This window comes from Velazquezella soli (assembly GCF_977018685.1).
Window position 1 is genome coordinate 916,822 of sequence record NZ_CDRNXF010000005.1, and the last position, 23,440, is coordinate 940,261.

Below are 23,440 nucleotides of genomic sequence, written 5' to 3' on the forward strand. Positions count from 1 at the left end.
AAAGGTAACTCGATGCTGCGCCACAAACTTCTCGTATCGGCTGCTCTTGCCGCTGCGATCTTCGTCCAGGCCCCGGCTTTCGCCGCTGACGATACGGTCGTCGCCAAGGTGGGCAGCCTGAACATCACTCAGGCCGAACTTGACGTCGCGGTCCAGAACCTCGACCCGCAGCTGGCCCAGCTTCCCGAAGAACAGAAGAAGGTTGCGGCCCTTTCCGGCGCAATCGACGTGAAGCTTCTGGCAAGCGGTGCTGCCGCCGAAGGCCTTGGTAACACCGAGGACTACAAGAAGCGCATGGCCTATATCGGCGATCGCGAGCTGCACAACGCCTACTTCCGGAAGCACGTGGTCGATGCCACGACGCCCGAAGAAGTAAAGGCACGCTACGACAAGGAAATCGCGTCGATCCCGAAGCAGGAAGAGGTCAATGCTGCCCATATCCTGGTAAAGACCGAGGATGAAGCAAAGGCCGTGATTGCCGACCTCGACAAGGGTGGCGATTTCGCAGCCATTGCCAAGGAAAAGTCGCAGGATTCGAACAAGGACGAAGGTGGCGATCTCGGCTGGTTTGCCCAGGGCCGCATGGTTCCGGAATTCGAGCAGGCCGCGTTTGCCCTCGAAAAGGGCGCCTACACCAAGACCCCGGTCAAGACCCAGTTCGGTTTTCACGTCATCAAGCTGATCGACAAGCGCGAAGCCGCTCCGCCGGCACTCGACCAGGTCGAAGACCAGGTCAAGCAGCTCGTGATGCGCGACAAGTATGTCGCCATTATCGAAAAGGCGAAGGCCGACCAGAAGATCGAGATCATGGATGAGGGCCTGAAGAAGGGCTACGATGACGTGAGCAAGATGCAGGACGGTGCAGAAGCGCCGGCACCGGCACAGCAGTAAAATTCGCATCTGGGCCCGGTATATCCGGGCCCTTTCCTATTCAGCCAGGTTGTTCAGATGTCCTCTTCCGTCTCGCCGCTCGCCCCGAAGTCCTATCCCGAAATGCCGGCCCTGCGCGGCGTCCGCATGGCGACAGCTGCCGCCGGCATCAAATACAAGAACCGTACCGACGTGCTGTTGATGGTGTTCGACGCACCGGCAGCGGTGGCCGGCGTCTTCACCAAGTCGAAGTGCCCGTCGGCCCCGGTGGATTTCTGCCGCGCGAACTTAGCCCATGGCACCGCGCGGGCCGTGGTGGTCAATTCCGGCAATGCCAACGCGTTTACCGGCGCCAAGGGCCGCCAGGCAACGGAACTTACCGCACAATCGGCAGCGGCTGCTGTCGGATGCAGCGAGAATGAAATTTACCTCGCATCGACAGGCGTCATCGGCGAACCGCTCGATGCCACGAAATTTGCAGGCGTGCTTGGCGATATGCACGGGTCGGCCACGGGCGATTTCTGGCAGGAGGCTGCCAAGGCGATCATGACCACGGATACCTATCCGAAGGTCGCGACCCGCATGGCGGAGATCGGCGGCGTCGCGGTTACGATCAACGGCATTGCCAAGGGTGCTGGCATGATCGCGCCTGACATGGCGACGATGCTGTCTTTCGTCGTCACCGACGCCGATATCTCGTCTTCGGTGCTGCAGTCGCTTCTCTCTGCAGGCGTCGAGCCAAGCTTCAATTCCATGACGGTCGATAGCGATACGTCCACGTCCGATACGCTGATGCTGTTTGCAACGGGGGCTGCTGCTGCAGACGGCCAGGCGCAGATCACCGATCCCGCCGATCCGGCGCTGTCGTCTTTCCGGGATGCGTTGAACGCGCTTCTGAAGGACCTGGCGATCCAGGTTGCGCGCGATGGCGAAGGCGCCACCAAGATGCTCGAGATCACGGTCACGGGCGCTGAAAGCGATGCTAGCGCCAAGACGATCGCGCTGTCGATCGCCAATTCGCCGCTGGTCAAGACCGCCGCCGCCGGCGAAGACGCCAACTGGGGCCGTATCGTCATGGCCGTCGGCAAGGCCGGCGAAGCGGCGGACCGCGACAAGCTGGCGATCTGGTTCGGCGATGTCCGCGTTGCCGTCAATGGCGAACGCGATCCTTCCTATTCGGAAGAGGCCGCGTCCAACGTGATGAAGGGGCAGGACATTCCGGTCAAGGTCGAACTCGGCCTCGGCTCCGGCACGGCCACCGTCTGGACCTGCGACCTCACCAAGGAATATGTTGCCATCAACGGCGATTACCGGAGCTGATGACGGATATGACCGCATCTCTCGCGCAAGGCGACCTGCCGCTGGTTCGGAGACTGGAAGCGGTCGGCTTCCGGGCCTGGCCCGCGGCTTCCGTGGTCTATGACGGCAGCTGGCAGGTTCGGTTGACGGGTAGCCATCCGTCGAAGCGTCTCAACTGCATCGTGCCGCTCGATCCGTCGGATTACCGGGACATGGACCTGCGGTTGTCGAAGGCCCGCAAGCGTTTTGCCGATTACGGACGATCGCTGGTGGTGCGCGAAACGCCGCTCGCACCGCCCCACCTGATCCGTCATCTGGAGGATGATGGCTGGCAGATGTTCGAGACCGCAGATGTGATGATCGGCGATCTCGCCCACCTTCCGCTGCCGCCGACGCTTGGTCATCTTCCCAGCCACGATATCGGCCGTTTCGTCGATGCCTGCATTGCAGTGGGGCAGGACGACGCAGCGCTGAAGCCGGCACTGGCGGAGATCCTCAGTTCCATCAAGCCGCAATCGGGCTTCTTCATCAAGGAGAACCCACGTCACGGCGCCGTCGCCGTGGCGCTTTGCGTGCAGGACAACGACCTCGCGGGCATCATGTCGTTTGCCGTGTCGCAAACGGTTCGGCGGCAGGGCATCGGCTCGGAAATACTGGCCTCGGCACTGCGCTGGGCCCGCGTCAGCGGCGCCCGTTCGGCATGGCTGCAGGTGGAGGCAGACAACGAACCGGCGATTGCCCTCTATCGCCAGTTCGGCTTTCGCAAGGTCTATGAATACCGCTACTGGCGCAAAGGGTGACCGATCTCATGTCGAGGAAAATTCTTCTCGTTGCAGCCTGCGCGCTGATCGATGCCGACGGCCGCATCCTGCTTGCGCAGCGCCCTGAGGGCAAGTCGCTGGCCGGGCTCTGGGAGTTTCCGGGGGGTAAGGTGGAGCCTGGCGAAACGCCCGAGGAGACGTTGATTCGTGAACTCGACGAGGAGCTCGGGATCCAGACGAAGGAAGCCTGCCTCGCGCCGCTGACATTTGCGAGCCACACTTATGAAACCTTCCATCTGTTTATGCCGCTCTATGTCTGTCGCCGTTTCGAGGGCATTCCGCACGGGCGCGAGGGGCAGGCGATCAAGTGGGTCAAGCCGAACGCGCTTCGGGACTATCCGATGCCGCCCGCCGACGAGCCTCTGATCCCGATCATTCAGGATCTTGTCTGATCGAGATCAATCGAATTAGCGTAGTCGAATTCAGAGCCTGTTAACCTTTAATTCAGCCCATCGTGGCATCGTCAGGGGGATCAGTGACTGCGTTGACGAGGCTTTTCAGCGATGGAAGACGAATTCTGGAAAACTGTGCAGGCCCGCCAGCGGGCAAAGCACAGATCCGGTAGGACCGGCGCCCTCAATATTGCTCTGCTGTTTGGCACCGCTGCGGTTGCGCTTGCGCTGATCGTGACGCCGATGCTCGCCGGTCACGACGACCAGCAGCGGCTGGCAACGGTCAAGCAAGACTTCGACATGATCACTACCGGTTCGATCAAGCCGGTCGAGAAGGGCACGAAAACCTACACGATCCGCCGTAGCGTCCTTCAGGACACGCCGGGCTCCGTCTGCATCGTACAGGGCTACGGCGCAAACGATGGCTGCTAATTAACGATTAGTCGCTATAGTCGGGCGACAGATCAGCGGTTTACCGGATAAAGGGCAAGTCATGCGTCTCCTGCGTTCCTTCATGCGAGATGAATGTGGGGCGACGGCTGTCGAGTACGGCCTGATCATCGCAATCATATCGGCCGCCTTGCTCGCCGGTTTCGGCGCTTTTTCCTCGGCGCTCAGCAATATGTTCAGCTTCCTCGGCGGCAAGGTCGACAAGCCGATTACCTGAGCCTCGCCCGATCGTTACCCTGACCTATCAGTTTTCGTTCTGCGATCCGCGCAGCGCATCTTCCAGCCGCATCTTGGCCGATCCCGGCTTCAGGGGCTTTTGCTGGCTTTCGTGCGGCGCCCATCCCGATGCGTAGATGATCGAAAACGTGGCCCGGATGCGCCCATCCGGATCCGAGTAGCGCTCGGCATAAAGCTCGGCGGCTTTCAGGAAGAAACTCTTTGTCAGCGGCATGCGGCTGCGACCAGCGAGCGCATTGGTCATACCCATGCCGCGCAAGTCCCGCATCAGTGCAAACAGGTTGTCGTAGCGCACCGTATAGGTTTCCGCATCGATCACCGGCAGCGCGAAACCCGTCCGCTGCAGTAGCCCGCCGACGTCGCGCACATCCGCAAACGGAATGACCCGCGGGCTAGCGCCCCCGGTCATTTCCACCTCGGCCGACAGAAGGACATCGCGCAGCTCGGCAAGCGTGCCGGATCCGGGAATGGCGGCAAGGAACAGCCCATCCGGTTTCAGCGCCCGGCGGATGCGGACCAGCGTGCCGGGAAGATCGTTGATCAGGTGAAGGGCGAGCGGTGAGACGACGAGGTTGACCGTATCCGGCTCAAGCGGCACATTGTCGAGCGGTGCGACCGTGATGTCTTCGCCAGAGACGGCGAAGGTAGGATCGCTCTCGACCCGGACCATATTGTCGATCTTGCCGGTTGCTTTCGCTTCGCGGGCTGCAGTGCCGGTACCGCCATGCAACTCGACACCCTGTTCGAACTGCCGCTCGACCACGGACAGCCGCTCGGCCAGTTCGCGTCCGGCTATATCCAGCAAAAACGCCGCGTTGTGGTCGCCAGCGGTAATCGCACGCCGGCGCCGTGCTTCGACCAGTTCGGCGTCAAAAATGATGTCCATGTTTTCCACTCAATTTCCGCGGGTCGCAAAGTCGCTCTCCGTCGATTAATGTCAAGCATGTCTTCGTCCCACGCCTTGCGATCGCTAAGGAGCATGGTATCGGCCGCGTCCGTCTGGACACGTCGGATAGGCGACGTCGTCTACCCGCCAGCCTGTCCCGGATGCGGGGTGATCACCGGCAGCCATCGCGGTTTCTGTGCACAGTGCTGGAGCGGTCTGCGCTTCATCGAACGTCCTTACTGCGAGGTTCTAGGCCTTCCGTTCTCCTATGATCCTTCCGATCCCGCTTTGGATGAGCAATTGCTGGTCTCGCCGGAAGCGATCGCGAATCCCCCGGTGTTCGACCGCCTGCGGGCTGTGGCAATCCACGAAGGTGCGGCACGCTCGCTCGTCCATGCGCTGAAATATAGGGATCGCACCGACCTCGCCGCAATGATGGCCGGGTGGATGCTGCGCGCTTGCGAGACCCATGTGGCCGATTGCGACGCTATTCTCCCTGTGCCACTTCATCGCTCGCGGATGTTCTGGCGCCGGTTCAATCAGGCAGCCGAGCTCGGGCGGCATCTCGCCGCTCAATCCGAAAAGCCCTTTCTTGCAGCAACATTGCTGCGCACGAAGAGCACGCGGCGTCAGGTGGGGTTGACCGCGCGGGGCCGCGAGGAGAACGTCCGCGCCGCGTTCAAGGTGGCCGCGGGTCGCGAACAGGACGTGTTCGGCAAGCATATCGTACTGGTCGACGACGTGTTCACGACCGGCGCGACAGTGTCTTCCGCAACCCGGGCGCTGAAGCGGGCAGGGGCTGCCGAGGTGACGGTTTTGACCTTTGCAATGGCCATTGCCGGGCCTATATGACAGAGACGGCAATTGTGACGCGCTGCACAAAGTCCTGACAGTACGTGGAGAAAATCATGGCAGATGTGATCATTTACACCCGCGAATATTGCGGTTACTGCGCCCGCGCCAAGGCGCTGCTCGAATCCAAGGGCGTTGCCTTTACCGAGCATGACGCGACCTATTCCAAGGAACTGCGCGCCGAAATGGTGCAGAAGTCGAACGGCGGTTCGACATTCCCGCAGATCTTCATCGATGGTCGGCATGTCGGCGGTTGCGACGACCTGCATGCGCTCGACCGTGCCGGCAAGCTCGATCCGCTTCTGGCGGCCTGAGGAGATTTTTCGATGACCGCGGTCAAGGTTGCAGCGATCCAGATGTGTTCGGGCGTCGATCCCGTCAGGAATGCGGCCGACATGGCGCGTCTTGTCCGTGACGCTGCAGCCCATGGCGCGACCTATATTCAGACCCCCGAAATGACCGGCATGCTGCAGCGTGACCGCAAGGCAGCGCGCGAGGTGCTCCGGGGCGAGGCGGACGACGTGATCGTCTCGACGGCGCGCGATCTCGCAAAAGAGCTTGGTGTCTTCCTGCATATCGGCTCGACCGCCATTGCCCGCGACGACGGGAAGATCGCCAACCGCGCTTTCCTGTTTTCGCCAGACGGCGCAACCGTCTGCAGCTACGACAAGATCCACATGTTCGATGTCGATCTCGACAATGGCGAAAGCTGGCGCGAAAGTTCGGCCTATGAACCCGGCAACGAAGCGCGGGTCGCCGACCTCGGTTTCGGCAGGCTCGGTTTCGCGATCTGCTACGATGTGCGGTTTCCGCAGCTGTTTCGGGCTGAGGCCTTGGCCGGCGCCGAAATTCTCACGGTTCCGGCTGCCTTTACCCGCCAGACGGGCGAGGCGCATTGGGAAATCCTGCTTCGGGCCCGCGCCATCGAGAACGGGACGTTCCTGATTGCTGCGGCACAGGGCGGCACCCACGAAGATGGCCGCGAAACCTTCGGTCATTCGATGATCGTCGATCCCTGGGGCAAGGTTCTGGCGATGGCTGGCGGCACCGGCGAAGAGGTCCTGATCGCCGAGATCGATCTCGACCAGGTCCGGGCGGCACGCCAGAAGATCCCCAACCTCAAGAATGCCCGGGAGTTTTCCGTGGCGATCGTCCCCGACCGCGGTGACGGGGAAGAGGCGGCGTGATTAAATATTCGCTCGGCTGCGAGAACGGACATGCGTTTGAAGGCTGGTTTGCCCAAAGCGCCGATTTCGACCGCCAGGTGGAAGGCGGCTTTTTAACCTGTCCGGTCTGCAATTCCACCGCGATCTCAAAATCCCTGATGGCGCCCTCCGTTTCGACAGCACGGAAGAAGGAAGCCAAGCAGGAGTTGGCGATGAATATGGCGCGCCATGAGGTGATGGCGAAGCTCAAGGAAGCCGTCGCCGGTATCCGCGCCAGTTCCGAAGATGTCGGCGAGAAATTTCCGGAAGAGGCGCGCAAGATCCATTACGGCGAGGCCGATGCGCGCGGGATTATCGGCAAGGCAAGTTTCGACGACGTGCGCGAGCTGATTGATGAGGGCATCGACATCGCCCCCTTGCCGACGCTCCCGGAAGACGGCAACTGACGCCGGTCTTCAAGTTCATTAGCGATGTCGGAAGTATCTTGTAAGTATTTCTTCCAAGACATGCATCTTTACCATGCCGGTTTACCGAACTCTAACCTGACTGCGCTATCTCTGCGGACGGGCTGCCGAAAGCCGTCCGTGATGAACTGGTGCCAGACTGAAATGGAGCGGGCCCGCAAGCCCGTACATGCAGGTTCAAATCCTGCCCAGTTCTCCAAGGGCCACACTCCGGCGACGAATTGGCAGACGTTGACACCAACATCGCATTCGACATGACCCTTTGGATTTAGACCGAACAGGCCGAATCGTTGCGATCACATCGCAAGGGCGTCCCCGTAACCTTGATCAGACAGAAAGTGCTCTGCAGCATGGAAAAGATTGATCGTTTAGCGTGGGTCGACGCCGCCAAAGGTGTCTCGATCATCCTGGTTGTGATGATGTACTCGGCCTACAATACCGGCGAATATACCGGGCAGGTCGGCTTTCTACACTATGTCATCGGTTTCGCCACGCCATTCCGGATGCCGGAATTCTTCCTGATCTCGGGTGTGTTCCTGTCGCAGGTTATCGCCCGCCCGTGGTTGCAGTTCGTCGACCGCCGGGTGGTCCATTACCTTTATTTCTACGTGCTCTGGGTCACGATCATGCTTGGCCTCAAGATCGGGGTCTACGAGCTCGATCTCAGCAAAATGCTGAAGGAGCTGGCCTTTGCGATGATTCAGCCCTATGGCGTGCTGTGGTTCGTCTATCTGCTCGCAATTTTCGGACTGGTGACGAAGCTGTTCTACCAGCTGTCTGTCCCGGCCTGGGTGGTTCTTCCGGTCGCGATCGGCCTCGAGGTCCTGTCGCCCCATTCGGCGAGCTATGTGGTGACGCAGTTTGCCGCGTATTTTATCTTCTTCTACCTCGGCTTCCGGACGGGTCCCGCAATTTTGAAGCTGGTCGATCTCTGCCAGCGCTATTCGGCGAGAGCCTGGGCTGCGCTGTGCGTCTGGGCGCTGGTCAACGGAGTGCTCGTGTTTTCACCCGGCTATGAGGTTCAACCGGTCGGGATGCAGATGGGGTCTGCGGTGTTGCCAGGGATGCATTTCGTACTTGCTGTCGCTGGAACGCTGGCGCTTTGCATCGCTTGCGGCCTCGTCGTCCAACTGCCGTTCTCGCGCTGGCTGGTCTGGCTCGGCAAGCATTCGCTGGTTGTCTACCTCGCCTTTACCATCCCGATGTCTCTGTTCAGGGCAGTAGCGCTCAAGACCGGACTGATTACCGATACAGGACTGCTGAGCGTTTCGGTGATGATCGTGTCGATCGTGAGCTCGCTCATCCTCTACGCGATTGTCAGGGCGACAGGGATCGGCAACTTCCTGTTCGAGCGGCTCCGTTGGGCCACGCTTTTGCACCTGAAGGGTGGATCCGTCGACGCCGCAACACCCGTCACGGCTGTCGTCAAGAACTGAAGCTCAGCCCGGACGCCGCGCCAGAAGCATGTAATTGACGTCCATGTCGGATGACAGGTTCCAGCGGTCGCTGAGCGGGTTGAAGAACACGCCGGTGCGGTGAATGATCTCCATGCCGCTTTTTGACAGCGGCTTTTCGATCTCTTCCGGGCGCACAAGCTTGTCGTACTGGTGGGTGCCGCGCGGCAACCAGCGGAGAATGTTTTCCGCAGCAAAGATCGCCAGCGCGCCGGCCTTCAGCGTGCGGTTGATAGTCGCGACGAACATCAGGCCGCCCGGCTTCACCAGCGACGCGCAGGTCGTGATGAAAAAATCGACGTCAGCGACGTGTTCGACTACTTCCATGTTCATGACCACGTCGAACATCTCGCCCGATGCGGCCAGGTCTTCGGCGGTGACTGCGCGATAATCGACGCTAACGCCGGTTTCAGCGGCATGGGTGGAAGCGATGCCGATGTTCTTTTCAGACGGGTCCGCGCCGACAACGGTCGCACCCATGCGGGCCATCGGCTCCGACAACAGACCGCCGCCACATCCGATATCGAGGATGCGAAGACCGGCGAGGGGCTGGTGACCGTTGGGGTCACGGCCGAAATGCTCGCAGATCCGGTCGCGAAGATAGGAGAGGCGGACCGGATTGAACTTGTGGAGAGGCCGAAACTTCCCTGTCGGGTTCCACCACTCGGCTGCCATTTTCGAGAACCATTCAACCTGGTCCTTATCGACTGTGCTGCGTGTGGTTTCGGTCATATCGTCATCCTCTCGTACTAGGGCCTGAAGTCGGACGATCCCGGGTTGATGTCAAGGGGTGACATCGCCGCGGAGGTCGCGCGACAGCTTAGTCATTGTTTTCCAGTGAGCGGGCGGGATTAACCGTTGCTTACGGCGAGGAGAAAAAGGGTGAATGACAGTCAAATACATCATTCATTCGCCATTCAGCCGACAACTGGAACAATAGGTCGTTCCGAGCATTTAGGCTGAAAATTACGGGGCGCAAAACGGAAGCAATTCCGACCGCTTATGTTTTCCAGGAGGAAACAGGTGAAAAAGTTACTTTTACGGGTAGCCGCTCTCGGCGCCTTGATGCTGGCGCCGTCGATTGCTTCGGCTGCGGTGCAGGGATTCGCAACCGCGAACGTGAACATGCGGTCAGGTCCGAGCACCGCCTATCCGGCGGTCACAGTGATCCCGGTCAGCGCGACCGTTACCATCAACGGCTGCATGAGCAGCGTGAACTGGTGCGACGTTTCGTTCTACGGCGGTCGTGGCTGGGTGTCGGGAAACTATGTCCAGGCGGCGTACCGTTCGAACCGCGTCTATGTCGCGCCCGACTACTATCAGGGTCTCGGCATCCCGACGGTGACCTTCGAAGTCAACGACTACTGGGGTCGCCATTATAGAGAGCGCAATTTCTATCGTGAACGTGATCGCTGGCGCGATTACAATTGGCGCGCCGATCGTCAGCCGCCGCCACCGCCGCGTTGGGATCGTGACAGACGTCCGCCGCCACCACCTCCGGGTTGGGACCGCGACCGCGATCGTGACCGCTGGGACAACCGTCCCGGTTGGGACCGTGATCGCGGCGACCGCCGCGACCCGCCACGCGTCGACCGTGACAGGGACGATCGTCGCCCACCGCCGCGTATCGATCGTGACGACGACCGTCGTCCTCCACCACCGCGTATCGACCGCGACCGGGATGACCGCCGTCCGCCACCGCGGATTGATCGCGACGACGACCGTCGCCCACCACCGCCGCGCATGGATCGTGGCGATGACCGCGACGATCGCCGCCCGCCGCCGCGTGCCGAGCGCAATGACGAACGCAGAGAAGAGCGTCGTCAGGAGCCTCGTGCCGAGCGCAACAACGACCGTCGCGCCCCGCAGGGTGAAACTGAGCAGTGCGTCGGCCCGGGTTGCCGTAATCGCTGAGGCGACAACGGCGGAGCCCGTCCGCCGTGAACGGTTACAGTTGATGATAGTCGGGGGCCGCGAAAGCGGCCCTTTTCATGTTCGGCGGTTTTCCGCGGATAATCGCGAAATACTGCCTCCGGTTTTTGCCGGGCGTACCGTTCTGGCCTGTTCCGGCCATTGCACCGCCAGCCCCTTTTCGATATGAGACCCCCGCAACTTTGTGACTCCAGGCCTTGAGGCCCGGAGAGCAGAGAAACGGGAAGCAGACGTTCCAGCGTATGGTGCCGGGACGAAACAGTGGTTTTTGTCGAATGGCTCGCATCGTGATGAAGTTCGGCGGCACGTCCGTCGCCAATCTTGACCGTATCCACAATGTGGCACGCCATGTGAAACGCGAGGTCGACGCGGGCCATGAAGTGGCCGTCGTCGTTTCCGCAATGTCGGGCAAGACCAACGAGCTGGTGGGCTGGGTACAGGACACACCGAAGGTCAATGGCGCCGATTCTCCCTTTTACGACGCGCGCGAATACGATGCCGTCGTCGCCTCCGGCGAGCAGGTGACATCAGGTCTGCTTGCGATCGCGCTGCAGTCGATGGGCATCAATGCGCGCTCCTGGCAGGGCTGGCAGTTGCCGATCCGCACCGACAATGCCCATGGCGCGGCCCGGATTCAGGAAATCGACGGTTCCGACATCATCAAGCGGATGGGCGAGGGCCAGGTGGCCGTCGTTGCCGGCTTCCAGGGCATCGGCCCGGACAACCGGATCGCGACGCTCGGTCGCGGCGGTTCCGACACTTCAGCGGTGGCGATTGCTGCCGCTCTCAAGGCCGATCGTTGTGACATCTATACGGATGTCGACGGCGTCTATACGACGGACCCGCGCATCGTGCCCAAGGCGCGGCGCCTGAAGAAGATTTCGTTCGAGGAAATGCTCGAAATGGCATCGCTCGGCGCCAAGGTCTTGCAGGTGCGCTCAGTTGAACTTGCCATGGTTCACAAGGTACGCACCTTCGTGCGCTCCAGTTTCGAGGATCCCGATGCACCGGGCATGGGCGACCTCATCAACCCGCCCGGTACTTTGATTTGCGACGAGGAAGAGATCGTGGAACAGGAAGTCGTCACCGGCATCGCGTACGCCAAGGATGAAGCGCAGATTTCCCTGCGTCGTCTCTCCGACCGGCCAGGCGTTTCTGCCGCCATCTTCGGCCCGCTGGCCGAAAATCACATCAATGTCGACATGATCGTCCAGAACATTTCCGAGGACGGATCAAAGACCGACATGACCTTCACCGTGCCTTACGGGGACGTGGCGAAGGCCATCAGCGTTCTCGAAGACAACAAGGAGAAGATCGGCTTCGACGTCGTGCAGAGCGAATCGGGTCTCGCCAAGGTGTCGGTGATCGGCATCGGCATGCGCAGCCATGCCGGCGTGGCGGCGACCGCTTTCAAGGCACTTGCCGAAAAGTCGATCAACATCAAGGCCATCACCACCTCGGAAATCAAGATTTCGATCCTGATCGCCGGCGACTACTCGGAACTTGCAGTTCGGTCTTTGCATTCCGCCTACGGTCTCGATAAGACTTGATCGTCAACCGGTTTGCCGCGTGGGTGTGAAACTCGCGCGGCCACTTCCGGATTAAAGATGCATTCGGGAGCAATGATGCCGATGAGAGACATGTCGGCCGGGCCGCGCGTTCTTCTGAAGCGGCTCCGCGAGTTGATGGCCGAGCCACTTGAGCCGCAGGAGCGGCTTGACCGGATCGTGCGCCAGATCGCCAGCAACATGGTGGCGGAGGTTTGCTCCGTCTATGTGTTGCGCTCGGACGGCGTTCTCGAGCTTTACGCGACCGAAGGCCTCAACAAGGAGGCTGTCCATACATCGCAGCTGAAGATGGGGCAGGGCCTGGTCGGCACGATCGCCGCGTCCGCACAGCCGCTCAATCTGTCCGATGCGCAGGCGCATCCCGCGTTCCGCTACCTGCCGGAAACCGGCGAAGAGATCTACCATTCCTTCCTCGGCGTGCCGATCCTGCGCGCCGGCCGCACGCTTGGCGTTCTCGTCGTGCAGAACAAGGCCAGCCGCAACTACCGCGAAGACGAGGTGGAGGCGCTCGAGACGACGGCGATGGTGATCGCCGAGATGATCGCGACCGGCGACCTGAAGAAGATCACGGCACCGGGGCTTGAGCTGGACCTTACCCGCGCCGTCACGATCGCGGCCAACGGCTATAACGAGGGCATCGGGCTTGGCCATGTGGTTCTGCACGAGCCTCGTATCGTCGTTACCAATCTTCTCAACGAGGATTCGGACAAGGAAATCCTCCGTCTGGCCGAAGCGCTCGGATCGCTCCGGATCTCGATCGACGACATGCTGCAGCGCCGCGACGTGGCGCAGGAGGGCGAGCACCGCGAGGTTCTCGAGACCTACCGCATGTTTGCGCACGACCAGGGATGGGTGCGCCGCATGGAAGAGGCGATCCACAACGGTCTGACGGCGGAAGCTGCGGTTGAAAAGGTTCAGAGCGACACCAAGGCGCGGATGATGCGCTTGACCGACCCTTATCTGCGCGAGCGGATGCATGATTTCGACGATCTGGCCAACCGCCTGCTGCGTCAGCTGACCGGCTATTCCGGCCGAGCAACGGACGAGAACTTCCCGCTCGATGCGATCATTCTTGCGCGCGCCATGGGCGCTGCCGAACTGCTCGATTATCCGCGCGAGAACCTGCGCGGGCTGGTGCTGGAAGAAGGTGCGGTCACCAGCCATGTGGTGATCGTGGCCCGCGCCATGGGTATTCCGGTTGTCGGCCAGGCGACGGGCCTGGTTGCGCTTGCCGAAAACGGCGATCCCATCATCATCGACGGTGACGACGGCCAAGTGCATGTGCGCCCGATGGCCGATCTGCAAAAGGCCTATGAGGAAAAGGTCAAGCTGCGGGCCCGGCGCCAGGAACAGTTCAAGGCACTGCGCTCGGTCGAACCCGTCACCAAGGACGGCAAGGCGATCAGCCTCAATATGAATGCCGGCCTTTTGGTGGATCTGCCGCAGCTTGCTGAATCCGGTGCGCAGGGTATCGGCCTGTTCCGCACCGAGCTGCAGTTTATGATCGCCTCGACCATGCCGAAGCTTGAGGAACAGGAGGCGTTTTATCGCGCCGTGATCCGTCAGGCGGCGGGCCTTCCGGTGACATTCCGCACGCTTGATATCGGTGGCGACAAGGTGGTGTCCTATCTGCGCAGTCAGGAAGAGGAAAACCCGGCGCTGGGATGGCGGGCGATCCGCCTGTCTCTCGATCGGCCGGGCCTGTTGCGCACCCAGATGCGCGCGCTGCTGCGGGCATCGGCGGGTGCCGAGCTTCGCATGATGCTGCCGATGATCACCGAGGTTTCCGAAATCCGTGCGGTGCGCGAGCTGTTCCAGAAGGAAGTCCAGCATCTCTCCAAATTCGGCCACAGCCTGCCGCGCAAGCTGCAGTTCGGCGCGATGCTGGAAGTGCCGTCGCTGATGTGGCAGCTGGATGAACTGATGGCGGAAGTGGATTTCGTCTCTGTCGGCTCGAACGATCTGTTCCAGTTCGCCATGGCCGCCGACCGGGGCAATGCCCGCGTCTCCGACCGGTTCGATATTCTGGGCAAGCCGTTCCTGCGCATTCTGCGCGACATCGCCCGCGCGGGGGATAAGAACCGCACGCCGGTGACGCTGTGCGGCGAGATGGCCGGCAAGCCGCTTTCGGCCATGGCGCTGATCGGCGTCGGTTTCCGCTCGGTGTCGATGGCGGCAACCTCGATCGGGCCGGTGAAGGCGATGCTGCTCGGTCTCGATGCGGGCCTGCTCGCTGAGGAACTGAACGCCGCGCTGGACGACGTGCGCTCGGACGAGCCGATCCGCAATTTGCTGTTGCGGTTTGCGGAAACCAACAACATTCCCGTATAGAAAAACACAAAGAACAAGAGTGGAGTGATTGGGTGGCGAAGCTTCCTGTCGAAAAGATGCGCGAACTGGAACGCCGGTTCGGCGAGATCGAGGCGCGCATGTCGGAGGGTCCGGCTGCCGATGTCTATGTGAAGCTGGCATCGGAATATTCCGAACTGCAGCCGGTGGTCACCAAGATCCGTGAATACGAAAAGACCCTGGCTGAGGTCGCTGACCTGCGTGCGATGCTTGTCGACAAGGCGACCGACCGCGAGATGCGCGAGCTGGCCGAGATGGAGCTGCCGGATGCGGAAGAACGCATCGAGCAGCTGGAAAAGGACATGCAGATCCTTCTCCTTCCCAAGGATGCGGCCGACGAGCGCAGCGCCATCCTGGAAATCCGCGCCGGCACCGGCGGCAATGAGGCGGCGCTGTTTGCCGGCGACCTTTTCCGCATGTACGAGCGCTACGCCAGTGCCCATGGCTGGAAGGTGGAAGTGCTATCCGCTAGTGATGGCGAAGCGGGCGGCTTTCGCGAAGTCATCGCCACCGTGACCGGCCGCGGCGTGTTTTCCAAGCTGAAATTCGAAAGCGGCGTGCACCGGGTGCAGCGCGTGCCGGATACGGAAACGCAGGGGCGCATCCATACCTCGGCTGCGACAGTCGCAGTTTTGCCCGAAGCGGAAGAGATCGACATCGAGATCAAGGCGGACGATATCCGCATCGATACGATGCGGGCATCCGGCGCCGGCGGCCAGCACGTCAACACCACCGACTCTGCCGTGCGCATCACCCACCTGCCGACGGGGCTGGTTGTCACCAGTTCGGAAAAATCGCAGCATCAGAACCGCGCGAAAGCGATGCAGGTCCTGCGCTCCAGGCTCTACGACATGGAGCGGCAGAAAGCCGACAGCGAACGCTCCGCAGACCGCAAGAGCCAGGTCGGTTCCGGCGACCGGTCGGAGCGCATCCGCACCTACAATTTCCCTCAAGGCCGCGTGACCGACCACCGCATCAACCTGACGCTCTACAAGCTCGACCGGATGATGATCGGCGAAATCGACGAGGTCGTCGATGCGCTGATTTCGGATTATCAGGCGGGACAGCTGGCGCAGCTCGGCGAGCAGCACGGATGAGCGAGCAACCGGCGTCTGTGCTGAAGGCGGTGGTGGCGGATGCACGGGCGCAGTTTGCCGGAGCAGGGATCGCCGATGCGGCCATCGAGGCACGGCTTCTGATCGGCGGCCTGCTGGGCCTCACGTCGACCGAGGTGTTCGTCGACGGAGACCGGGTGGTCGATGCCCTCGACATGACCCGGATTGCGGACGCGGTGGCGCGCCGCCTGGGTCACGAGCCGGTTCACCGTATTCTAGGCATGCGGGCGTTTCGCGGGCTGGATCTGTTGCTTTCCAAGGAGACGCTGGAGCCAAGGCCGGATACCGAACTCCTGGTCGAATGCATGCTGCCTTTGCTAAGGCGGATCGTCGCGAATAAGGGCTACGCCCGCGTGCTTGATCTCGGCACCGGCACGGGCGCCATCATCCTGGCGCTGCTGATCGAGGTTCCGCAAGCGACGGGCGTTGGCTCCGATATCTCTGCTGACGCGCTTTCGACCGCGACGCGTAATGCGCAACGTCTTGATCTTGGCGAGCGGTTTCAGGGCGTCAGAAGTCATTGGTTTGACGCAATTCACGGGCGTTTCGACATAATCGTGTCAAACCCGCCCTATATCAGAAGCGATGTCATTCCTGAACTAGAGCCGGAAGTTCGCGATTTCGATCCGCCGGCAGCGTTGGACGGCGGACCCGATGGCCTGGATGCCTACCGGGCAATCGCATCGCAGGCCGAGCACTTTCTCGAACTGCGCGTTCCACAGGAAGACGGCTCGTTTCCCAAGGACGAAGGGTCGATCGGCGTCGAGATCGGGTTCGATCAGCGAGACACGGTGACACGTATCTTTGAGGATGCAGGCTTCATCTTGACGCAAGCAAGACGTGATTATGGTGACAACGATCGCGTGCTTGTCTTTACGAGAGGTGGCCCTTGATTATCCAGGCTTTCGATGTTGCAAAGCAAAAGAAAGGGCTTGGAATCCTTCAGGAAGCGAGTTAGCGTAAATCACGCATCGGGGCGGCTGGGAGTGAACAACGATTCGTTCTCGCTAAAAGGTCAACCGTAGAACCGGCTCTTTTCGAAGACCGAGCAGGTTGAGCAGATCCAGTGCGTGATCAGGTAATTTGACTTTGAAAGCGGCAGGCCGCCTTGGTCGACCTGCGCATGGCACGCGAAGTCCTGTTCCGGCGATGACCGGCGGGCCGCGTGGCCTTTTATCAGCGAAGACAGAGAGTTGGTGAACGATATATGAGGCCAGGACAGCAAAACAAGCGCGGTCGGGGGCGTGGCAGCAACAATGGCGGCAGCAGCAATGGCGGCGGCGGCGGCAGCGGCGGTGGAAACAACAATTTCAATCGCAAGGGCGGCAACCCGCTCAGCCGGTCCTATGACAGCTCCGGCCCGGATGTAAAAATCCGCGGCACCGCTCAGCACATCGCCGAAAAATACTCGACGCTTGCTCGTGATGCGCAAAGCGCAGGCGACCGTGTCATGGCCGAAAACTACCTGCAGCATGCGGAACACTATTACCGCATCATTGCTGCAGCGCAGGCACAGATGCAGGACCGTTTCCAGCATCAGGAGCGTGGCGAATACCAGGACCGCGACGGCAACTCGATCGATCAAGACGATATGGATCAGGGTGACGGCGACGATATGGGCTACGCACCACAGCCGATGATGGACGAGCAGCCACGCCGCGAGCATAATTCCAGCCAGAACTCTGGACAGCACTCAGGCCAGAATTCCGGTCAAAACTCTGGACAGAACCCGGGTCAAAACTCTGGGCACAACCAGGGCAGCCAGTCCGGCCAGGACCAGCAGCCGCGCGAAAACCGGCGTGACCGAAACGAGCGCCGCGAGCGTCGACCGGAACGTCCCGACCGCCCAGAGCGTCAGGACCGTGCAGAGCGCGCACCTGAACAGGGCAGCGAGCAGCCGATGGAGCAGCCTGCTGCACCTGCTGCCGAACAGCCGGTCGCTCCGACACGGACCAGACAGCGCGCGCCTCAGGTCACGGAAGCTCCGGTAGCCGTTGCGCCTGTGGTCGATGGATCCGGCCCGCAGCCTGATATCGAGGGCACTCCGGTCGAGGTTTCGGTCGAAGAGGAATCGCAGACGGAAGCCACGCCACGCCGTCGCCGCACGGCAGGCAACCGTCCACGTCGCCAGACCCGCAAGGATGCCGATGCGGCAGACGGCGGCGATGCCGGCGACGGTGACGACAAGCCGGCCCTGGCAGAAGCTGGCGAATAAGCCGGTCTGACACTACGATTGATATGAAAACTCCGGTCGAAAGGCCGGAGTTTTTCTTTGAGGGGTAGCCGAATGCTCGTGCGGGAGATCGCCATGCTGCACCTGGCTCGCCTTGGATCCTGTCCCTTGCACGTTTTGCACCTGTTACGTCGCCGGTCTTACCCGGGTGCGGCGGCGAGTTGTCGGCTCGACGACATCGCGCGATCCCGGCTCGATCGACGCCGCGCCAATATCGCCTAATCCTCTTCTCCGCGTCTTTAAATCACAAAATCGCGCTCCCATATCTTCACCAAGGCCGGTTGGCCGGCCGGGTTCGCCTTTAAAGGGAGCCCCATCTCAATCATCGGTCCGTGCCTCCATGGAGGGCGGGGCGATTCAGGAGGTTTATCTTATGAACATCGAAAAATATTCTGAGCGGGTACGGGGCTTCCTTCAGTCTGCCCAGACCCAGGCCCTGTCCGCTGGTCATCAGCAGTTTACGCCAGAGCATCTGCTCAAGGTTCTGCTCGACGACGACCAGGGCATGGCTTCCGCATTGATCGAACGCGCTGGCGGCAGCGCCAAGGATGCGCGCATCGCAAACGACGCTGCACTTTCCAAGCTTCCGAAGGTATCGGGCGGCAATGGCGAGATCTATCTTTCGCAGCCGCTGGCAAAAGTGTTTTCGACAGCGGAAGAAGCCGCCAAGAAGGCCGGCGACAGCTTTGTCACGGTCGAACGACTGCTGCTGGCGCTTTTGATCGAAAGCTCGGCCTCGACATCGGCCAGCCTGAAGAAGGCGGGGCTGACGGCGCAGGGTCTCAACCAGGTCATCAACGACCTGCGCAAGGGCCGCACCGCCGACAGCGCGACTGCTGAACAGGGCTTTGAAGCCCTGAAGAAATATGCCCGCGACCTGACGACCGAAGCGCGCGATGGCCGGCTCGATCCGGTGATCGGCCGTGACGACGAAATTCGCCGCACGATCCAGGTTCTGTCGCGCCGCACCAAGAACAATCCCGTCCTGATCGGTGAACCCGGCGTCGGCAAGACGGCGATCGCCGAAGGTCTGGCGCTGCGTATCGTCAATGGCGACGTGCCGGAAAGCCTCAAAGACAAGAAGCTGATGGCGCTCGACATGGGCGCGCTGATTGCGGGTGCCAAATATCGCGGCGAGTTCGAAGAGCGGCTGAAGAGCGTGCTGAACGAGGTGCAGTCGGAAAACGGCGAGATCATCCTGTTCATCGACGAGATGCACACGCTTGTTGGAGCCGGCAAGGCGGATGGCGCGATGGATGCGTCCAACCTTTTAAAGCCTGCTCTTGCCCGCGGCGAGCTGCATTGCGTCGGCGCGACCACGCTCGATGAATACCGCAAGCATGTGGAAAAGGATCCGGCTCTTGCCCGTCGTTTTCAGCCGGTCATGGTTGAGGAGCCGACGGTCGAGGATACGATCTCGATCCTGCGCGGCCTCAAAGAGAAATACGAGCAGCACCACAAGGTCCGCATCTCGGATTCGGCGCTGGTTGCCGCTGCAACCCTGTCGAGCCGCTACATTGCCGACCGGTTCCTGCCGGACAAGGCAATTGACCTGATGGACGAAGCCGCATCGCGGTTGCGCATGCAGGTGGATTCCAAGCCCGAAGAGCTGGACGAACTCGATCGCCGCATCATGCAGCTGAAGATCGAGCGTGAGGCGCTGAAGAAGGAAACCGACACAGCCTCGGCCGACCGGCTGGTCCGTCTCGAGACCGAAGTGACGTCGCTGGAAGAGCAGGCGGATGCGCTGACCGCGCGCTGGCAGGCTGAGAAGCAGAAGCTCGGACTTGCCGCCGATCTCAAGGGCAAGCTCGACGAAGCACGCAACGAACTGGCCACTGCCCAGCGCAAGGGTGAGTACCAGCGTGCCGGCGAGCTGACCTACGGCGTCATTCCCGATCTCGAAAAGGAGCTCGCACAGGCGGAAGCACAGGACAGTTCCAGCAACGCCATGGTGCAGGAAGTGGTCAATCCGGATGCGATCGCGCATGTGGTGTCCCGCTGGACCGGTATTCCCGTCGACAAGATGCTGGAAGGCGAGCGCGACAAGCTGCTGCGGATGGAAGACGAGTTGGCGAAATCGGTCGTCGGTCAGGGCGATGCGGTGCAGGCCGTGTCGCGCGCGGTTCGCCGTTCGCGTGCCGGCCTGCAGGATCCGAACCGGCCGATCGGCTCGTTCATCTTCCTCGGCCCGACCGGCGTCGGCAAGACCGAGCTCACCAAGTCGCTCGCACGCTTCATGTTCGACGACGAAACGGCGATGGTGCGCTTGGACATGTCGGAATACATGGAGAAGCATTCCGTCTCGCGGCTGATCGGCGCGCCTCCCGGCTATGTCGGCTATGACGAAGGTGGTGCTCTGACCGAAGCCATCAGGCGCAAGCCCTACCAGATCGTTCTGTTCGATGAGATCGAAAAGGCGCATCCCGATGTCTTCAACGTTCTCCTGCAGGTTCTCGACGACGGGCGCCTGACGGACGGGCAGGGCCGCACGGTCGACTTCAAGAACACGATGATCATCATGACATCCAATCTCGGGGCCGAATATCTGACCGGCCTTCGCGAGGACGAGGATTCTGAAAGCGTGCGCGAGCAGGTGATGGGCGTGGTGAAAGCCTCGTTCCGGCCTGAGTTCCTCAACCGCGTCGACGAAATCATCCTGTTCCACAGGCTGAAGCGCAACGAGATGGGCGCGATCGTCGATATCCAGCTGCAGCGTCTGCTGAAGCTTCTGGCCGATCGCAAGGTCGAACTGGAACTGGACAGCGATGCCCGCGAATGGCTGGCGAACAAGGGTTACGACCCTGTCTATGGCGCCCGACCTTTGAAGAGGGTGATCCAGAAGTTCGTGCAGGACCCCTTGGCCGAGCAGATCCTTGCCGGACAGATCCCGGACGGATCGACGATCAACGTGACATCAGGCTCAGACCGCCTCCTGTTTCGCATCAAGGGCAGCATGAGCGAAGCCGCGTAAACGCAAACCGTGATCGAAAAATGAGGCCGCACCGGAAACGGGGCGGCCTTTTTCGTTATACGGATCGAATGGGAGGGGATGCTCGCTCTTGACGGTGAAGACTACCGGCTTGCGACTTCGGCCGGCTTCGACGTGCTCTTCAGCAGCGCATCGATGCGGGTGCGTTCTTCCTCGAACCGCGCCAGTGCCTTGCCGTCGAGCGACTTGCCGCCGGGCAGGCGCACCTTCATCGGATCGACCTTGGTTCCGTTGACCACGAGTTCGTAGTGCAGATGGGCGCCCGTCGACTGGCCGGTCGAGCCGACATAGCCGATCACCTGACCCTGGGTTACCTTGGCGCCTTCGCGCACGCCCTTGGCGATTGCGCTCTGGTGATTGTAGGACGAGACGTAACCGTTGGCATGGCGCACGAGCGTCTGGTTGCCGTAACCGCCGCTGTCCCAGCCCGCCTTTTCGACGGTGCCGTTGCCCGTCGCGATGATCGGCGTGCCGCGCGGGGCCGCCCAGTCGGAGCCGGTATGCATCAACGCACGGCCGAGGATCGGATGGTTGCGCATGCCGAAGCCGGATGTGAACCGTCCGTTCGGAACCGGATTGCGCAGCAGGAACTGCCGGACACTGCGGCCGTCCTGATCGAAGTAGTCGACCGAACCGTCATCCTGGTCCTGGAACCGGTAAAACCGGGTGGTCGTGTCGCCGAACCGGGCGTTTACATAGAGAAGTTCCGAATCCCGGCTGGCCTGGCCCCTTTCGTCCGCGACGGAGAAGAAGGCCTCGATCATGTCGGAGGGGCGCAGCTGTGCCTGGAGATCGACATTGCTGGCCAGAAGCTTGACGAGCAGGGACGTCATATCGCTGTTCATGCCGTAGGAGAGGGCGGCGCGATAGATGCCGTCATAGACGTCGGGCAATTCACGACCGGCGACGATGGCCGGTTGCTCGCTGAACGCGGATGCCACCGCATCCAGCATCTGCGGTTCCTTGCCGTCGATGAAATGACCCTTGTCGTCGGCGGCAACCGTGATCTGGTGATTGCCGCGGCGATAGATGCTGGCGCGCACGACGAGGACCATCTGGCCCTCCTGGATCACGCCGATGCGGATCACGTCGCCGGCGGCCACATCCTCGCTGCCGATCCGCGACTTGAGATAGCCGGCAATTTCGCGGGCCTTGGTCTCGGGGTAGCCGACGGAGGTCATCGCCTGGGCGATCGTGGTCGGCTGGCGGACCGGGATGATATCGTCTGCATATTCGCGGCTGCGTGCGGTAAAGGGTTCGGGCGTCGAGACAGACATGTTCTGCTCGACGATGCGGGCAGCCAGACCCGATGTCAGGTCGACATCCTCATCTTCGGAGGAGAAGCGCTGCGGGTCGACATAATAGAGCGCCGAGAGCTGGGTATTGCCCGAAGTCAGCACGGATCCGTTGGAGCGGACGTTTTCTTCCACTTCCTCGAGCGTCATCGGCGCCGCATAAGCATAAGTGCCGCCCTTCACGGGGAAGGGCACGGTCTGCAGGCTGACATCGGATTCCACATTGGATCCGTAGATCACGCCGGTGCGGCTGTTGGTTGGCGGCGGCGCTTCGCTGGAAGAGAAGATGCTGAGCGGATCGAATTTCGGATAGGCTTCCGGCGCGACGTTGTTGACGGCCAGGTTCATCTTCACATGCGCGAAGGGCCGGCGGCGCACGACTTCCTTATTGCCCTCGTGAACGACGGTCGACACTTCCATGATCCGCCGGTCGGTCGGCATGGCAACGATATTGCCGCCGAGCAGGCGCTTGCCGCGCGACGTGATGTCGTCGTCATGATCTGAAGGGACCGCGGCAGAGGCTTCGGCAGGGGTGGCAAGCTGCTGGCGGCCATCGAGCGCTGCAAACAGCGCGACGCCCATCAGGAGAGACGATGTAATGCCGGTCAGGAACGTTCCGGAAAGCCAGCGCATGGAAATTTCGCGCCGGTCCGGCGCGCGACGGCCATCGGCGAGGATCGGCGGTTCGTTGCCGAGCGTGCGTATCATGCTGCGGGCCGTCATCATGCCAGTCTTTGCCAGTCCCGTGATGCGTGTTCTTCCATAGACAGCAAGGGAATGCTGCCTGCAGTACCTTGGGCCAAACATGTGCCCGTTTCAGCGACATGAGTCAAACTCGGCTCGCGGGTCGAAGCCCATGGCCTTCGCGCGTACTCTATAAGGGCGAAATCACTCTTCATATGCAAAGCTCTTCCCATGCGATTGTGAAGATGTCGGGGCGGTTTCAAGGCGGGGCCAAAGACAGGGTGGATTGCACACATAAACCTGGCGCCAAATACCCCGTTCCGGGGCCTCTTTCCAGAAGATCCTGATTTTATCACGCTATATCAGCACCTTACCGTTTTC

Annotated in this window: 21 protein-coding genes and 1 tRNA gene; 19 read left to right on the forward strand and 3 right to left on the reverse strand. The window is 61.2% G+C overall.

Translation table 11 applies throughout. From position 1 onward, the window contains the following. Positions 1-12: 12 nt before the first annotated feature. The 6 genes from AC0JZ8_RS24595 (at position 13) to AC0JZ8_RS24620 (ending at position 4,049) form a co-directional block, all read left to right on the forward strand. Positions 13-891 carry a peptidylprolyl isomerase gene (locus AC0JZ8_RS24595; protein WP_471893840.1) on the forward strand — a complete coding sequence of 293 codons (879 nt, stop codon included), beginning with the start codon at positions 13-15 and terminating at the stop codon, positions 889-891. Between the two features lie 57 nt (positions 892-948). Further along, on the forward strand, positions 949-2,190 hold the full coding sequence (argJ, locus tag AC0JZ8_RS24600) for a bifunctional glutamate N-acetyltransferase/amino-acid acetyltransferase ArgJ (protein ID WP_062577490.1): 1,242 nt from the start codon (positions 949-951) through the stop codon (positions 2,188-2,190). A gap of 8 nt (positions 2,191-2,198) precedes the next feature. After that, entirely contained in the window at positions 2,199-2,969 is a 771-nt protein-coding gene (locus AC0JZ8_RS24605; protein ID WP_471893881.1) for a GNAT family N-acetyltransferase, read from the forward strand. 8 nt (positions 2,970-2,977) lie between these two features. Beyond that, positions 2,978-3,382: an 8-oxo-dGTP diphosphatase MutT gene (mutT, locus tag AC0JZ8_RS24610; RefSeq protein ID WP_471893841.1), complete on the forward strand. Its 405-nt coding sequence runs from the start codon at positions 2,978-2,980 to the stop codon at positions 3,380-3,382. 111 nt (positions 3,383-3,493) lie between these two features. Further along, complete coding sequence (locus tag AC0JZ8_RS24615; protein ID WP_062454284.1) at positions 3,494-3,814, forward strand: hypothetical protein; 321 nt, start codon at positions 3,494-3,496, stop codon at positions 3,812-3,814. Positions 3,815-3,875: 61 nt separating this feature from the next. Next, positions 3,876-4,049: a Flp family type IVb pilin gene (locus AC0JZ8_RS24620; protein WP_062454283.1), complete on the forward strand. Its 174-nt coding sequence runs from the start codon at positions 3,876-3,878 to the stop codon at positions 4,047-4,049. 27 nt (positions 4,050-4,076) lie between these two features. Here the strand turns inward: AC0JZ8_RS24620 and AC0JZ8_RS24625 are convergent, their stop codons facing one another. Next, complete coding sequence (locus AC0JZ8_RS24625) at positions 4,077-4,955, reverse strand: methyltransferase domain-containing protein (RefSeq protein WP_471893842.1); 879 nt, start codon at positions 4,953-4,955, stop codon at positions 4,077-4,079. A 93-nt stretch (positions 4,956-5,048) separates the two neighbouring features. Between AC0JZ8_RS24625 and AC0JZ8_RS24630 the strand changes: the two genes are divergently transcribed. From AC0JZ8_RS24630 to AC0JZ8_RS24655, 6 genes are all read left to right on the forward strand, one after another. Next, the gene (locus AC0JZ8_RS24630; RefSeq protein ID WP_471893843.1) at positions 5,049-5,807 is read left to right on the forward strand and encodes a ComF family protein; all 759 of its coding nucleotides are present in this window, start codon (positions 5,049-5,051) and stop codon (positions 5,805-5,807) included. Between the two features lie 56 nt (positions 5,808-5,863). Further along, positions 5,864-6,121, forward strand: a complete 258-nt coding sequence (grxC, locus tag AC0JZ8_RS24635; RefSeq protein WP_062454280.1) for a glutaredoxin 3 — start codon at positions 5,864-5,866, stop codon at positions 6,119-6,121. A gap of 12 nt (positions 6,122-6,133) precedes the next feature. After that, positions 6,134-6,994 carry a carbon-nitrogen hydrolase family protein gene (locus AC0JZ8_RS24640; protein ID WP_092664580.1) on the forward strand — a complete coding sequence of 287 codons (861 nt, stop codon included), beginning with the start codon at positions 6,134-6,136 and terminating at the stop codon, positions 6,992-6,994. Further along, positions 6,991-7,419: a DUF1178 family protein gene (locus AC0JZ8_RS24645; RefSeq protein ID WP_471893844.1), complete on the forward strand. Its 429-nt coding sequence runs from the start codon at positions 6,991-6,993 to the stop codon at positions 7,417-7,419. Before AC0JZ8_RS24640 ends, AC0JZ8_RS24645 begins: the two co-directional genes overlap by 4 nt. A 143-nt stretch (positions 7,420-7,562) precedes the next feature. After that, positions 7,563-7,636 (forward strand) — tRNA-Ala (locus AC0JZ8_RS24650). Between the two features lie 151 nt (positions 7,637-7,787). Continuing rightward, positions 7,788-8,873, forward strand: coding sequence for an acyltransferase family protein (locus AC0JZ8_RS24655; RefSeq protein ID WP_471893845.1), 1,086 nt, complete (start codon positions 7,788-7,790; stop codon positions 8,871-8,873). A gap of 3 nt (positions 8,874-8,876) precedes the next feature. Here AC0JZ8_RS24655 and ubiG read toward each other — a convergent pair whose 3' ends face one another. Continuing rightward, positions 8,877-9,623 (reverse strand): bifunctional 2-polyprenyl-6-hydroxyphenol methylase/3-demethylubiquinol 3-O-methyltransferase UbiG, encoded by a 747-nt coding sequence (ubiG, locus tag AC0JZ8_RS24660; protein WP_192078769.1) that lies wholly within the window; start codon positions 9,621-9,623, stop codon positions 8,877-8,879. Positions 9,624-9,914: 291 nt separating this feature from the next. On the opposite strand from ubiG, the gene AC0JZ8_RS24665 reads away from it, so the two are divergent. The 7 genes from AC0JZ8_RS24665 (at position 9,915) to clpB (ending at position 21,062) form a co-directional block, all read left to right on the forward strand. Then, the gene (locus AC0JZ8_RS24665) at positions 9,915-10,805 is read left to right on the forward strand and encodes an SH3 domain-containing protein (protein ID WP_471893846.1); all 891 of its coding nucleotides are present in this window, start codon (positions 9,915-9,917) and stop codon (positions 10,803-10,805) included. A gap of 293 nt (positions 10,806-11,098) precedes the next feature. Next, positions 11,099-12,373 (forward strand): aspartate kinase, encoded by a 1,275-nt coding sequence (locus tag AC0JZ8_RS24670; protein WP_062454275.1) that lies wholly within the window; start codon positions 11,099-11,101, stop codon positions 12,371-12,373. Between the two features lie 81 nt (positions 12,374-12,454). Further along, positions 12,455-14,722 (forward strand): phosphoenolpyruvate--protein phosphotransferase, encoded by a 2,268-nt coding sequence (ptsP, locus tag AC0JZ8_RS24675; protein ID WP_113110301.1) that lies wholly within the window; start codon positions 12,455-12,457, stop codon positions 14,720-14,722. A gap of 32 nt (positions 14,723-14,754) precedes the next feature. Further along, entirely contained in the window at positions 14,755-15,837 is a 1,083-nt protein-coding gene (prfA, locus tag AC0JZ8_RS24680) for a peptide chain release factor 1 (protein WP_062454274.1), read from the forward strand. Further along, positions 15,834-16,748, forward strand: a complete 915-nt coding sequence (gene prmC, locus AC0JZ8_RS24685) for a peptide chain release factor N(5)-glutamine methyltransferase (RefSeq protein ID WP_471893847.1) — start codon at positions 15,834-15,836, stop codon at positions 16,746-16,748. The genes prfA and prmC overlap by 4 nt, the downstream gene beginning before the upstream one ends. A gap of 314 nt (positions 16,749-17,062) precedes the next feature. Next, the gene (locus AC0JZ8_RS24690; RefSeq protein ID WP_062454272.1) at positions 17,063-18,070 is read left to right on the forward strand and encodes a DUF4167 domain-containing protein; all 1,008 of its coding nucleotides are present in this window, start codon (positions 17,063-17,065) and stop codon (positions 18,068-18,070) included. A 391-nt stretch (positions 18,071-18,461) separates the two neighbouring features. Further along, positions 18,462-21,062, forward strand: coding sequence for an ATP-dependent chaperone ClpB (gene clpB / locus AC0JZ8_RS24695; RefSeq protein WP_471893848.1), 2,601 nt, complete (start codon positions 18,462-18,464; stop codon positions 21,060-21,062). 101 nt (positions 21,063-21,163) lie between these two features. Here the strand turns inward: clpB and AC0JZ8_RS24700 are convergent, their stop codons facing one another. Then, positions 21,164-23,101: a M23 family metallopeptidase gene (locus AC0JZ8_RS24700; protein ID WP_471893849.1), complete on the reverse strand. Its 1,938-nt coding sequence runs from the start codon at positions 23,099-23,101 to the stop codon at positions 21,164-21,166. Positions 23,102-23,440: the final 339 nt, after the last annotated feature.